11 protein-coding genes are annotated in these 13,822 nt (G+C 69.2%); 5 read left to right on the top strand and 6 right to left on the bottom strand.

The window, feature by feature from the left end; all coding sequences use genetic code 11:
- Positions 1–38: 38 nt before the first annotated feature.
- Entirely contained in the window at positions 39–1,166 is a 1,128-nt protein-coding gene (locus ACQP17_RS23640) for a hypothetical protein (protein WP_433858081.1), read from the bottom strand.
- A gap of 485 nt (positions 1,167–1,651) precedes the next feature.
- On the opposite strand from ACQP17_RS23640, the gene ACQP17_RS23635 reads away from it, so the two are divergent.
- The 5 genes from ACQP17_RS23635 (at position 1,652) to ACQP17_RS23615 (ending at position 7,927) form a co-directional block, all read left to right on the top strand.
- Positions 1,652–2,686, top strand: a complete 1,035-nt coding sequence (locus tag ACQP17_RS23635) for an ABC transporter permease (RefSeq protein WP_433858080.1) — start codon at positions 1,652–1,654, stop codon at positions 2,684–2,686.
- 104 nt (positions 2,687–2,790) lie between these two features.
- On the top strand, positions 2,791–4,590 hold the full coding sequence (locus ACQP17_RS23630) for an ABC transporter substrate-binding protein (RefSeq protein WP_433858079.1): 1,800 nt from the start codon (positions 2,791–2,793) through the stop codon (positions 4,588–4,590).
- 131 nt (positions 4,591–4,721) lie between these two features.
- On the top strand, positions 4,722–5,693 hold the full coding sequence (locus ACQP17_RS23625; RefSeq protein WP_433858078.1) for an ABC transporter permease: 972 nt from the start codon (positions 4,722–4,724) through the stop codon (positions 5,691–5,693).
- Positions 5,694–5,704: 11 nt separating this feature from the next.
- Positions 5,705–6,766 carry an ABC transporter ATP-binding protein gene (locus ACQP17_RS23620; protein WP_189097340.1) on the top strand — a complete coding sequence of 354 codons (1,062 nt, stop codon included), beginning with the start codon at positions 5,705–5,707 and terminating at the stop codon, positions 6,764–6,766.
- Positions 6,767–6,778: 12 nt separating this feature from the next.
- A complete protein-coding gene (locus ACQP17_RS23615) occupies positions 6,779–7,927 on the top strand; it encodes an ABC transporter ATP-binding protein (RefSeq protein ID WP_433858077.1) in 1,149 nt (382 codons plus the stop codon).
- Between the two features lie 95 nt (positions 7,928–8,022).
- Here ACQP17_RS23615 and ACQP17_RS23610 read toward each other — a convergent pair whose 3' ends face one another.
- The 5 genes from ACQP17_RS23610 to ACQP17_RS23590 are packed head-to-tail and all read right to left on the bottom strand — an operon-like array spanning position 8,023 to position 13,741.
- Complete coding sequence (locus tag ACQP17_RS23610) at positions 8,023–9,150, bottom strand: ABC transporter ATP-binding protein (protein WP_433858076.1); 1,128 nt, start codon at positions 9,148–9,150, stop codon at positions 8,023–8,025.
- Positions 9,137–10,177 (bottom strand): ABC transporter ATP-binding protein, encoded by a 1,041-nt coding sequence (locus ACQP17_RS23605; protein WP_433858075.1) that lies wholly within the window; start codon positions 10,175–10,177, stop codon positions 9,137–9,139. Before ACQP17_RS23605 ends, ACQP17_RS23610 begins: the two co-directional genes overlap by 14 nt.
- Before the next feature lie 11 nt (positions 10,178–10,188).
- Positions 10,189–11,181, bottom strand: coding sequence for an ABC transporter permease (locus ACQP17_RS23600; RefSeq protein WP_364875094.1), 993 nt, complete (start codon positions 11,179–11,181; stop codon positions 10,189–10,191).
- Positions 11,174–12,097, bottom strand: a complete 924-nt coding sequence (locus ACQP17_RS23595; RefSeq protein ID WP_433858074.1) for an ABC transporter permease — start codon at positions 12,095–12,097, stop codon at positions 11,174–11,176. Before ACQP17_RS23595 ends, ACQP17_RS23600 begins: the two co-directional genes overlap by 8 nt.
- A 27-nt stretch (positions 12,098–12,124) precedes the next feature.
- Positions 12,125–13,741 (bottom strand): peptide ABC transporter substrate-binding protein, encoded by a 1,617-nt coding sequence (locus ACQP17_RS23590; protein WP_433858073.1) that lies wholly within the window; start codon positions 13,739–13,741, stop codon positions 12,125–12,127.
- Positions 13,742–13,822: the final 81 nt, after the last annotated feature.

Genomic DNA, 13,822 nt, shown 5'->3' with positions numbered 1-13,822 from the left:
TCCCGGCTCCCGCCGTGCGGCGGGAGCCGGGAGGCGGGTCACCAGCCGGGCGGGAGCGTCGACGGCGGGGGCGGGGCGTGCGGCGGCCGCAGCTCGCCCGGGGCGGAGCCGTAGGCCCTTACGGCCCCGGCGTCCCGGGCGGTGTCCGGCAGGCCGGGCCGGGCCGCGGCGCACAGCGCGGCGAGGCCCCCGGCCGAGACGAGCACGACGGTACCCACCCCCAGTTGCGCGTGCACGGACAGCCCGGCCAGGCGGCCGAACTCCCCGGTGCGGACGGCATGGACGAGCGCCACGGCGCCGTACGCCAGCAGCAGCGCCGCGGCCGTCAGCGCGGCGGGCCGGCTCCAGGGGGCGCGGCACAGCGCCGCGCCCGCGGCCGCCAGGGCCAGCACGGCGAGCGCCGCCCCCTGCCAGTGCACCGGGGGCTGGAGCAGGGCGCGGAAGACGGAGGCGTCCCCCAGCAGTCCCTTGCGGTAGAGGGACCAGCCGAGCTGCCGGCACCAGTGGATCTCCCAGCCGGCGAGGACGAGTCCGGCGGCGGCCAGGAGGACGCCGGTGGTGGCGGCCGACCCCCGGTACGGGCTGCCGGGGCGGCCGGCGGCGATGCCCGAGGGCACCGCCCGGACCACGCCGTAGACCCCTGCCGCCGCCCCGGCCGGCCCGGGTGCGCCGCCCGCCGTGTGCCGCCCCGCCCTGGCGTCCGGCCGCCGCCGACCGGCCGCCACGATCATGATCAGCACGGCCGCCAGGGCGAGTTGGGCGTAGACGGTCAGCCGTGCCCACAGGGTGAGCCGGCTGTCCAGTCCCTGGAGCCAGCCCGCGTCCAGCACCCACACCAGCGGGATCCGCAGCAGCGCGACGGCGGCCGCCAGGGAGAGCAGCGCCCCCGCGGCCACGGACGAGGGGACCGCCCGGCGCACCTGGGCCACCGCGGCGACGAGCGCGCCGAGCAGCAGCAGCGGGTCGAGCGCGGAGGTGGCCCAAGCGGTGAACTCCCGTGGCCTGCGGGTCTCGCCCAGCCAGGCCCACCCCACATCCACGGGGTGCTCGGCGACGGCCAGATCCCGGATGATCCATCCCGCGGCGAGCAGCGCGAGCAGCAGGCAGACCAGGGCGCCGGCGCCGCGTGCACCACGGGTGAGAACGCCGTCCCGCACTGTGGACACGGCCTGCCCCCTGTCCACGTCGTGTTCTCGGTTCGTCACGGCACCCCCGCGGCGGGGGTGTCCACCGCAGGTCTACTGCAGTCCCGGCGCGGGGACAACCGACCCGAATGGAGCAACGGACAAAACCCGCACAAACGACGACCGGCCGGGACGCCACCTGGCGTCCCGGCCGGTCTACGGCACCCGCACGGCCGTACGTTGTTCATCATGGCGCGTCCGTATATCGGAGTTGCGACAGGGAAGTTGCCAGCATGTTAAAGCGGTTTGATCCGATATGTCCACTCATGCCGCACATGGCGCCCAGCTGTCAAGCACGCCCGGGCGTCGATATGCGCAATCTTCGCTCAAGAAGCAGACGACCTGCGCATGAGCACACCCGATCCCCTTGACTCCGCCGTAAATAACTTGCGAAAGTCCGCTCATCCAGCGGTGCGAATCGGTGCCGCTTCACGTTCCAAGAGAACTCGGCGCGGGGGCACTTCGCGATGACTAGTCCATCCCAGACCGCGGCTGCAGAGTCCGATACCCCAGGACTTGGGCCCGAAGGTCTGAAGAAGGAAAAGAAGGGCAAGGGCGGTGAGCTCGTCGGCCGTTCCCCCGGCCAATTGATGTGGATGCGCTTCAAGCGCGACCGCACGGGAGTGATCTGCGCGATCGTCGTGGTGGCCTTCTTCCTCATCGCGGCGCTGGCCCCCGTGATCAGCGCGGTGTACGGCAAGGACCCGTACACGCTCTACGGGAACAACGACCCCAACCTCCTCGACGAGTTCGGCTACCCCTCCGGCGCCAACGGCGGCATCTCCCCCGCCCACTGGTTCGGTGTCGAGCCGTCCCTGGGCCGCGATGTGTTCATGCAGCTCGTCTACGGCATGCGGATGTCGCTGGGCATCTCCGTCGCGGTGACCCTGCTGACCGTGATCACCGGCATCCTGATCGGCGTCACGGCCGGCTACGTCGGCGGCCGCACCGACTACTTCCTCAGCCGGTTGATCGACTTCCTGCTGGCGTTCCCCAGCCAGCTGACGTTCGTGGCGTTCATGCCGGTCGTGGTGGCGCTCTTCGTGCCGCCCAGCGACGAGACGCCCACCTATGTGCGGGTCTGCGCCCTGATCATCGTCCAGTGGTTCCTGGGCTGGATGGGTCTGGCGCGCCTGCTGCGTGGTCAGGTGCTCTCTCTGCGCGAGCGAGAGTTCGTCGAGGCGGCCAAGATCACCGGCGCCTCGCCCTGGCGGATCATCCGCAAGGAGCTGCTGCCGAACGTCGTCACCCCGGTGCTGGTGCAGAGCACCTACATGCTGCCCCTGTTCGTGACCTCCGAGGCGGGACTGTCCTTCCTGGGCGTCGGCATCGTGGAGCCGACCCCCGACTGGGGCCGCCTCTTCCAGGCGGGCGCGCACTACTACGAGAACGACCCCACCTTCTTGCTCTTCCCCGCCGTAGCCATGCTGATCTTCGTGCTGTGCTTCAACCTCCTCGGAGACTCGGTACGCGACGCCTTCGATCCCAAGTCCGGGCGCTGATCGTCCACTTGAAGGGGGGCTTGCTGTCACCCCTGCCGGGCCTGCCCGGGATGCGTCAGACAGCACATCTCGTCACCAACTGACAGGCAGGTGCTTGGAATCCCATGAACGCACTTTCTACGCGCAGAGCACGCGCGGCGATAGTGGCCCTCGCGGCCGGATCGCTCGCGCTCACCGGTTGCAGCGGCGGCAGCGGCTCCAACAAGGACAAGTCGCAGACCGACGCGGACGCCGCGTCCCAGGCCAAGGCGATCCCGATGGGCACCGCCTCCGACTCCGTCGGCCCGGCCGTCGCCGTCAAGGGCGCCCACTCCGGTGGCACCATCCGGGTCTACCAGCGTGACAGCTACAACCACCTGGACCCGGGCCAGATGTACGTCAGCGACATGAAGGCGCTGTCGCAGCTGATCTTCCGCGGCCTGACCAGCTTCAAGCAGGACGACAAGGGCAACGCCAAGGTCGTGGGCGACCTCGCCACCGACGCCGGCCAGATGTCCGACGGCGGCAAGACCTGGAAGTACACGCTCAAGGACGGCATCAAGTTCGAGGACGGCACGCCGATCACCTCGAAGGACATCCGCCACAGCATCGAGCGGCTGTACGCCAAGTTCATCACCGACGGTCCGACCTACGTGCAGCAGTGGCTGTCGGGCGGCGGCACCACCTACCGCAAGGCGCTGCCGGACGGTCCGTACAAGGGCGACCACCTGCCCAAGAACGTGCTGGACACCCCGGACGCGAAGACCATCATCTTCCACTTCAAGCAGCCGAACTCGCAGCTGCCCTACGCGCTGACAATGCCGGGCTACAGCGCCGTCCCGGACAGCGCGAAGGACACCAAGGACGCCTACGACGTCGCCCCGGTGTCCTCCGGTCCGTACAAGATCGCCTCGTTCAAGTCCGGCAAGGCCATGCAGCTGGTCCGGAACAAGAACTGGGACCCGAAGACGGACCCGATGCGCCACCAGTACCCCGACGGGTACAACATCACCTTCAACCACCAGGCCTCGGACTCCACCAAGCGCCTGATGGCCGACCAGGGTGAGGCCAAGAACGCGATCAGCTTCACCAACGCGGTCGACCCGACGCTGACCAAGAACGTGCTGGACAACGCCGACGCCAGCAAGCGCCTGATCCAGGGCTACCAGCCCTACGTCTGGCAGATGAACTTCAACATGGACCGCATCAAGGACAAGAAGATCCGCGACGCGATCACCTACGCCCTGCCGAACCAGCAGATCGTCCGGGTCAACGGCGGCAGCTACGGCGGCGAGATCGCGGGCGGTCTGCTCGCCCCGACCGTCGCGGGCTACAAGAAGGGCTACGACCCCTACGGCAAGATCTCGCACCCCAACGGTGAGCCGGAGAAGGCCAAGAAGCTCCTCAAGGAGGCCGGCAAGACCGGCATGAAGCTGGTCTACGCCTACTCCAACACCGAGGTGCGCCAGAAGGAAGCCGTCGTCATCGAGGACGCGCTGACCAAGGCCGGCTTCAACGTGCAGAAGAAGGAGGTCGACGCCGCCTCCTGGTACGAGCAGATGGGCAAGGTCAAGAACGGCTTCGACATCTACATGACCGGCTGGGGCCAGGACTGGGCGGACGCCTCGACCGTCATCCCGCCGTCCTACGACGGCACCACCATCCAGGACGGCTCGTCGAACTACTCGCACATCAACGACAAGCACGTGAACGCCGAGATCGCCCGCATCACCAAGATCACGGACGTGGCCAAGGCCACCGCCGAGTGGCAGAAGCTGCACCAGTACATCGTGGAGAAGGTCAACCCGGCCGCGCCGGTCTTCTACACCAAGATGCTCCAGCTGTACGGCTCGAACATCGGCGGCGCCCGCTACAACGAGGACGTCAGCTACATCGACCCGAACACGCTGTTCCTCAAGAAGTGACGAGAGCGCACCACCTCGTCTGACGAAGGTACTCCGGAGAGCGCGCACACGGCGGAACGCGCGCCCTCCGGGGCCTTCCCAGCCACCCCTCACACCCACTGCCGCCGCCGTCCTGAGAGCAGCGAACTGCCATGCTTCAATTCCTACTTCGCCGGACGTTCGGCGCTGTTGTCATCCTTGTTCTGCTCAGTGCCTTCACCTTCTTCGTGTTCTTCGGTGCCGGTGACCCGGCCGCGATGTCCTGCGGCAAGAACTGCACCGCGGACAACATCGCGCTGATCCACCAGAACCTCGGCCTCGACAAGCCCCTGACGACCCAGTTCTGGGACTTCCTCGTCGGCATCTTCTCCGGCCGCGACTACTCCATCGGCCACTGCAGCGCCCCGTGCTTCGGCTACTCCTTCGCGACCAAGCAGGACGTCTGGTCGACGATGATGGACCGCCTGCCCACCACCGCCTCGCTGGCCATCGGCGGCGCCGCGGTGTTCCTGACCGTGGGCCTGGGCACCGGCCTGCTGGCCGCCTACAAGCGCGGCTCGGCCCTGGACAAGGTCCTCACCTCGGTCTCGATGGTGCTGAGTTCGGCGCAGATCTACATCCTCGGTCCGATCGCGCTCGGCCTGTTCGTCTACAGCGGCATCATGGAGTCCCCCAAGTACGTGGACTTCACCTCGGACCCCGCGGGCTGGTTCATGGGCTTGCTGCTCCCCTGGCTCGTGATGTCGACGATCTTCACCGCGCAGTACACCCGTATGTCCCGCTCGACGATGATCGAGCAGCTGCAGGAGGAACACGTCCGGACGGCCAAGGCCAAGGGCATGTCCAGCTCGTACGTCTTCCTGCGCTACGCCTGGCGCGGGTCGCTGATCCCGATCGTGACCATCCTCGGCATGGACCTCAGCTCGCTGTTCGGCGGCGCGATGATCACCGAGTTCACCTTCCAGCTGGCCGGCATCGGCCGCCTGGCGATCGACTCCGTCACCACCCTCGATCTGCCCATGGTCATGGGCGTGCTGATCTTCAGCGCCGCCCTGATCCTGGTGTTCAACATCATCGTGGATGCGACGTACGCCTTCATCGACCCGCGCGTGCGCCTGTCCTAGGAGAGCCTGAAGTGACCACACTCACCAAGACCGAAGGCACCGCGGTGCCGGCCGGGTCCGACCCCTTCCTGTCCGTCCGCGACCTGCAGGTGCGGTTCTCCACCGAGGACGGCATCGTCAAGGCGGTCGACGGTCTCTCCTTCGACCTGGAACGCGGCGAGACGCTCGGCATCGTCGGTGAATCGGGCTCCGGCAAGTCGGTGACCAACCTCGCGATCCTGGGGCTGCACAACCCGAAGGCCACCGAGATCGGCGGCGAGATCGTCCTGGACGGGGACGAGCTGACCGGGGCCCGCGAGAAGACCCTGGAAAAGCTCCGCGGCAACAAGATGGCGATGATCTTCCAGGACGCGCTGACCGCCCTGTCGCCGTACTACACGGTCGGCCGGCAGATCGCCGAGCCGTTCATGAAGCACACCGGCGCGAGCAAGCGCGAGGGCCGCCAGCGCGCCATCGAGATGCTGACCAAGGTCGGCATCCCGCAGCCGAGCCTGCGGGTGGACGACTACCCGCACCAGTTCTCCGGCGGCATGCGCCAGCGCGCGATGATCGCCATGGCGCTGGTCTGCAACCCCCAGCTGCTGATCGCCGACGAGCCGACCACCGCGCTGGACGTCACCGTCCAGGCGCAGATCCTCGACCTGCTCAAGGACCTGCAGCAGGAGTTCGGCTCCGCGATCATCCTGATCACCCACGACCTCGGCGTGGTCGCCAACACGGCGGACAAGCTGCTGGTGATGTACGCGGGCCGGGCCGTGGAGCGGGGCTCGGTCAAGGAGATCCTCACCCAGCCCCGCCACCCCTACACCTGGGGCCTGCTCAGCTCGATGCCGCGGCTGTCCTCGGACGTCAGCGAGGCGCTGCACCCGATCCCGGGTTCCCCGCCGAGCCTGCTCACCCCGCCCTCGGGCTGCGCCTTCCACCCGCGCTGCGGCTTCACCGCCGAGGTCGGCGGGGCGCGTTGCACCGACGAGCGGCCGCTGCTGGAGGCCGGGCGCGCCGCCGCGTGCCACCTGAGCGCCGAGCAGAAGCAGACCCTCTTCACCGAGCAGATCAAGCCCCGGCTGGGCTAGGGAGCGACCACCATGACAGACAACGTCACCCTCCCGGCGCCGCGCGGCGCCGCGCCCACGCCGGGCGAGCCGCTGCTCACCGCCGAGGGCCTGACCAAGCACTTCCCGATCTACGGCGGCTTTCCGTTCAAGCGGAAGGTCGGCGCGGTGCAGGCGGTCGACGGCGTCGACCTGACCGTGCACGCCGGCGAGAGCTTCGGCCTGGTCGGTGAGTCGGGCTGCGGCAAGTCCACCACCGGCCGGCTGCTGACCCGCCTGATGGAGCCGACCTCCGGCAAGATCACGTACGCGGGCCAGGACATCACGCACGCGGGCCGCAAGGAGCTGGCGCCGGTCCGCTCCGAGATCCAGATGATCTTCCAGGACCCGTACGCCTCGCTGAACCCGCGGCAGACGGTGGGCACCATCATCGGCGGCCCGATGGAGATCAACGGGATCAACCCGCCCGGCGGCCGGGAGAAGCGGATCCGCGAGCTCCTGGAGACCGTGGGCCTCAACCCGGAGCACTACAACCGCTTCCCGCACGAGTTCTCCGGCGGTCAGCGCCAGCGCATCGGGGTGGCCCGCGCGCTCGCCCTGGAGCCGAAGCTGATCATCGCGGACGAGCCGGTCTCCGCGCTCGACGTCTCGATCCAGGCGCAGGTCGTCAACCTGCTCCAAAAGCTCCAGCGCGAGCTGGGCATCGCGTTCCTGTTCATCGCCCACGACCTGGCGATCGTGCGGCACTTCAGCGAGCGTGTCGCGGTGATGTACCTCGGCAAGATCGTCGAGGTCGGCTCCCGCGACGAGATCTACAACCGGCCGCGGCACCCGTACACGCACGCGCTGCTCTCCGCGGTGCCCGAGGCCAAGCTGGTGGAGAGCGAGGAGGAGGACCGCGAGCGCATCCGGCTCGCCGGTGACGTGCCCTCCCCCGTCAACCCGCCCTCCGGCTGCCGGTTCCGTACGCGCTGCTGGAAGGCGCAGGACAAGTGCGCGAGCCAGGAGCCGCCGCTGGTGCAGATCGGCGGCAACGCCGGCGGCCACCTGACGGCATGCCACTTCCCCGAGGAGCCCACGACCGCGGCGCGGGACGAGGACATCATCCTCGACCCGGCGCTGGCCGCGATCGAGGACATCGCACCGGCCGGCCCCGCCGAGGAGACCGGCACCGCCGGCTGACCGGGCCCGTACGCCGCCGGAGCCCGCTTCCCCCGACGGGGAGGCGGGCTCCGCCGTGTGTTGCCCGGTCCGCGCCGCGTGGGGCGGCCGCCGGGCTACCCGCTCGGCACCACCGTGCGCTCCTCCGCGAAGTGGCACGCCGACGGGTGCCGTACGGGCCCCGGCATGCGCCGGAACTCCGGGGGGACCTCCAGCGGCGGGGAGATCTCGGCGCACCGGTCCCGGGCCTTCCAGCAGCGGGTGCGGAAGCGGCAGCCGGAGGGCGGTTTCGCGGGTGAGGGGACGTCGCCGGCGAGCAGGATGCGGTCGCGGTGGGCGCGGGCCTCCGGGTCGGGCACGGGCACGGCGGACAGCAGGGCCTGGGTGTACGGGTGGGTCGGGTGCTCGTAGATCTGCTCGTCGGTGCCGAGTTCGGCGAGCCGGCCCAGGTACATCACCGCGACGCGGTCGCAGATGTGCCGCACGACGGACAGATCGTGGGCGATGAAGACGTACGACAGCCCGAACTCGTCCTGCAACTGCTCCAGCAGATTGACCACTTGGGACTGCACGGAGACGTCCAGCGCGGAGACCGGCTCGTCGGCGACGATGATCTCCGGGCGCAGCGCCAGACCGCGGGCGATCCCGATGCGCTGGCGCTGGCCGCCGGAGAACTGGTGCGGATAGCGGTTGACGTAATCGGGGTCGAGCCCGACCACTTCCAGGAGTTCCTGGACCTTCCGCCGGCGCTCGCCCTTGGGGGCCGCCTCGGGGTGGATCTCGTAGGGCTCGCCGATGATGTCGCCGACGGTCATCCGGGGGTTCAGGGAGGTGTAGGGGTCCTGGAAGACCATCTGGATGTTGCGCCGTACCGCCTTCAGCGCCCGGCCGGACAGGGTGCTGATGTCCTCGCCGCGGTAGCGGATCCGGCCGGCCGTGGGGCGTTCGAGGCCGACCAGCAGCTTGGCGACGGTGGACTTGCCGCACCCCGATTCGCCCACGATGCCGAGGGTTTCACCCCGGTGCAGGTCGAACGAGACCCCGTCGACGGCCTGGACCGCACCGATCCGCTTCTGCACCAGAATGCCCCGGGTGAGCGGGAAGTGCTTGGCGAGGTCGCGGACCTCCAGAACCGGCTCGGGGACGTCTGCCGCCGGGGTGGCGGGGGCCGGGGTACCGGGGTCCGGAGTGCCGGAAGCGGGGGTGTCCCCGGGGGCCGGTTCCCCGCTGTCACCGTGCGCCATCGAGAGTCTCCTTCCAGAAGTGGCAGGCGCTGGCCCGGCCGGGTCCGGCCTCGTACAGCGGCGGCGGGTCGGTGCGGCACACGTCCCGGACCAGCGGGCAGCGGGGGTGGAAGGGGCAGCCGGGCGGAATGGCCGTCAGATTCGGCGGCATGCCCTTGATCGCGTACAGCCGGCGGCCCTTCTGGTCCAGCCGCGGGATGGAGTCCAGCAGCCCGCGGGTGTAGGGGTGCGCGGGCGCCTTGTAGAGCTGGTGGACGGGGGCGGTCTCGACGATCCGGCCCGCGTACATCACCGCGATGGTGTCGGCGACGTCCGCGACCACCCCCAGGTCGTGGGTGATCAGGATCAGTCCCATGGTCAGCTCGCGCTGCAGCTCCGCCAACAGGTCCATCACCTGCGCCTGGACGGTGACGTCCAGCGCCGTGGTCGGCTCGTCCGCGATGATCAGGTCAGGGCCCAGGGCCAGCGCCATCGCGATCATGATCCGCTGGCGCATCCCCCCGGAGAACTGGTGCGGATAGTCGCCGACCCGCTCCCGGGCCGCGGGGATCTTGACCCGCTCCATCAGCTCCACGGCCCGAGCGCGCGCCTCCTTGCGGGACATCCCCTCGTGGACCTGGAACATCTCCCCGAGCTGGGCCCCGACGCTGAGGACCGGGTTCAGCGAGGACAGCGCGTCCTGGAAGATCATCGCCATCTTCGCGCCGCGGATCCTGCGCCGCTCCTCCCGGCGCAGGGTCAGCAGATCGCGCCCCTGGAAGAGCACCTCGCCGCCGGTGACGAACCCCGGCGGGGAGTCGAGGATGCCCATCACGGCCTGTGCGGTCACGGACTTGCCGGAGCCGGACTCCCCCAGCACCGCCAGCGTCTGCCCCCGTGCCACGCGGTAGCTGACGCCGTTGACGGCCTTGGCCACCCCGTCGCGGGTACGGAACTCCACCCGCAGATCGCGGACGTCCAGCAGCGGCGGCTCGGCCACGGCCGCCGCGCTGCCCGCGGGCTCCGGGGCGGCTTCCTGGTGCGTCATCTTCCCGCTCCTCAGCGCAACTTGGGGTCGAGGGCGTCGCGTACCGCGTCGCCGAGCATGATGAACGCCAGCACCGTGAGGCTCAGCGCGCCCGCCGGCCACAGCAGCATGTGCGGCGCGCTGCGGATGTACGGGGAGGCGGTGGAGATGTCGATGCCCCAGGAGATGGTGGGCGGCTTCAGCCCCGCGCCCAGGTAGGAGAGCGTCGCCTCCAGCGCGATGAACGTGCCGAGCGCGATGGTGGCGACGACGATGACCGGCGCGACGGCGTTCGGGGCGATGTGCCGCAGCAGCATCCGCCCGTTGCCGGCGCCCAGCGCCCGCGCGGCCTGGACGTAGTCGTTCTGCTTGGCGGTGACCACCGAACCGCGGGCGATCCGGGAGACCTGCGGCCAGCCGAGCAGCACGATGAAGCCGACCACCGGCCAGACCGTGGTGCTCGCGACCATCGAGAGGAAGACCAGCCCGCCGAGGATCACCGGGATGCCGAAGAAGATGTCGGCGATCCGGGACAGCAGGGTGTCAGACCAGCCGCCGAAGAAGCCGGCCAGCCCGCCCAGCAGGCTGCCCAGGAGCGCCGCGCCGGTCGTGGCGCAGACCCCGACGGTGATGGAGGCGCGGGCCCCGTAGACCACCCGGGTGTAGACGTCCCGGCCCTGGGTATCGAAGCCGAAGGGGTGGCCGGGCTGGGAGCCCTGCTGCGCCTTGGCGAGGTCGGCGCGGTAGGGGTTGCCGGTGGCGATCAGCTGCGGCCAGATCGCGATGAGCACCAGGAAGACGATGACCAGCGCGGACACCACGAAGACGGGGTTGCGGCGCAGATCGTGCCAGGCGTCGCTCCACAGGCTGCGGGGTTTGCCGGCGGGCACCCCGCCGGGCGGACCGGCGCCGGGCGGGGCCGCGCCGGGACGGCGCTCCAGCGACTCCGCCTCGCCGAGGGCCAGCGCGGCGGAGCCGCCGTCGCCGTGGCCGATGGCTTCCTTGGGAACTGAGGGCTCAGGCATAGCGGATCCTCGGGTCGAGGACGGCGTACAGCAGGTCGACGAGGAGGTTCGCGAGGAGGAAGACCAGCACCAGGATCGTCACGAAGCCCACGACCGTCGGCGAGTTCTGCCGCAGGATGCCCTGGTAGAGCTGGTATCCCACGCCGTGGATGTTGAAGATGCGCTCGGTGACGATCGCGCCGCCCATCAGGGCGCCGATGTCGGTGCCGATGAAGGTGACGACCGGGATCAGCGAATTGCGCAGCAGATGGCGGCTGATGACCCGGCGGCGCGGCAGGCCCTTGGCGAGGGCCGTACGGACGTAGTCGGCGCGGACGTTCTCCGCGATCGAGGTGCGGGTCAGCCGGGTCACATAGGCGAGCGAGACCAGCGCCAGCACCAGCCCGGGCAGCAGGAGTTCGTTCAGCGGCACCTCCGGGGAGACCGACGGCGCGGCCCAGCCCCACTGCACCCCGAACAGGAACTGCAGCAGATAGCCGCTGACGAAGGTCGGGATGGAGACCACGACGAGGGTGAGGAGCAGGACCGAGGTGTCGATGCCGCGGCCGCGCCGCAGCCCGCTGAAGACCCCCAGCACGATGCCCACCACCATCTCGATCACGATGGCGACCACCGTCAGCCGCAGGGTGACGGGAAAGGCGGAGGCCATCAGCTCGGTGACCGACTGTCCGTTGAACGCGGTGCCGAAGTTCCCCTGGAAGATCTGCCCCATGTAGTGCAGGTACTGCTTCCACAGCGGGGCGTCGAGGTAGAGCTCGCGGCGGATCTGCGCGGCGGTGGCGGGGTCGGGGGCGCGCTCGCCGAACATGGCTGCCACCGGGTCGCCCAGTGCGTAGACCATGAAGAAGATCAGGAAGGTGCTGCCGATGAACACCGGGATCATCTGGAGCAGCCGCCGGATCACATACCGTCCCATGAAGCGTCCACCTCCCTCACACCACGGTCAGTTGACCTTGATCTCGTTGTAGACCGGCACGCTGAACGGGTTCAGCGAGACATTGCTGATCCGTTCCGAGTAGCCGCCGCTGCCGTTCTGGTACCAGAGCGGGATGGACGGCATCTGGGCGGCGAGGACCTTCTCGGCGTCCTGGAAGGTCGCCACGGCCTGACCGGTGTCGGTCTGCGCGTTGGCCTTGTCCACCAGGGTGTCGAAGCCGTGGTTGCTGAACTTCCCGTCGTTCGCGGAGCCGTTGGTGTAGTAGAGCGGCTGGAGGAAGTTCTGGATCAGGGGGTAGTCCATCTGCCAGCCGGCCCGGAAGGGGCCGCTCATCCGCTTCGCCGCGATCTTGTTCCGGAAGTCGCCGAAGGTCCCGACCGGCGCCCCGGTGCAGGCGTTGTCGCTGCCCAGCGAGGTGTTGATGCTGTTGCAGAGGGCATCGATCCAGTCCTTGTGGGAGCCGGTGTCGGCGTTGTACGTGACGGTCATGTGGCCGCCGGGCAGTCCGCCGCCCTGCTTGATCAGCTGGCGGGCCCGTCCGGGGTTGAACACACAGGCCTCGCCGCAGAGCCCCGCCTTGTAGCCGCCGTCCGCGCCCAGCACCGGTGAGGTCCAGTCCGTGGCGGGTGTCCGCGTCCGCTGGAAGATCTCCCGGGTGATCTGGGCCCGGTCGATCGCCATCGACAGCCCGCGCCGGACCTTCTCCTTGCCCGGCGCGCCCCACGCCTTGTCGTACATGGGGAAGGTGAGCGTCTGGATGATCCCGGCCGGCTGGTTGATGTACCGGCTGCCGAGGTCCGATTTCACGCTCTTGAGCTGCGAGGCCGGCACATCGTCGACGAGATCGAGGTTGCCGGCCTGGAGATCGGTGTAGGCGGTGTTGTTGTCGGTGTAGACCCGCAGATCGATGCCGGAGTTCCGCGCCGGATCGGACCCCGGGTACTTCCCCCATTTGCGCATCCGCAGCACGGACCCCTTCTCGTAGGAGTCCACGCGGTACGGCCCGTTGCCGACGGGCTTGCGCAGCCACCCGGAATGGTCCTTGTAGAACGCCCGGGGCAGCGGCATGAAGGCCGAATAGCCCAGGGTGTCCGGCCAGCTGGAGAATTTCTGGTTGAGCGTCACGGTGAAGGTCTTGTCGTCCTTCACCACCAGCCCCGACAGCGTCTTGGCCGTGGGACTCCCGCTGTTGGGGTGGACCTTCGCGAAGCCGTCGATGTACTGGAAGAACGGCGCGTTCTTCTGCTCGTGGGTCAGCAGCGCCCCGTAATTCCAGGCGTCCACGAAGGAGCGGGCAGTGACCTTCTCGCCGTTGCTGAAGGTCCAGCCGTCCTTCAGGGTGACGGTGAAGTGCCGGGAGTCCGTCGTCTCGATGCGGTCCGCGATCACATTCTCCGCGGCGCCGGTTTTCGGGTTGTACCGCTTCAGGCCGCGGAAGAGCATTTCCAGGACCTTGCCGCCCTGGACCTCATTGGTGTTGGCGGGCTCCAGTGGATTCTGCGGATCGCCCCAGGAGGCGCTGACCACTCCGGCGCTCGACCCGCCGCCGCCCCCGCACGCGGTGGCCGTCAGACCGGTGGCGACGGCGCACAGGGCCCACTTCGCCAGGGTGGCTCCCCGCATGATGCCTCCTCAGGTCCGGACGCCTGTGCCCAGCCCACATAAGATCGCAAAGCGGGAGGTATCGCACTTCGGCGGCGACCG

The sequence above is a fragment of the Streptomyces kronopolitis genome, assembly GCF_050953795.1.
Taxonomy (GTDB): domain Bacteria; phylum Actinomycetota; class Actinomycetes; order Streptomycetales; family Streptomycetaceae; genus Streptomyces; species Streptomyces kronopolitis_A.
The sequence above is the reverse complement of the archived record's forward strand: the minus strand, read 5'-3'. Positions and strand labels throughout refer to the sequence as shown.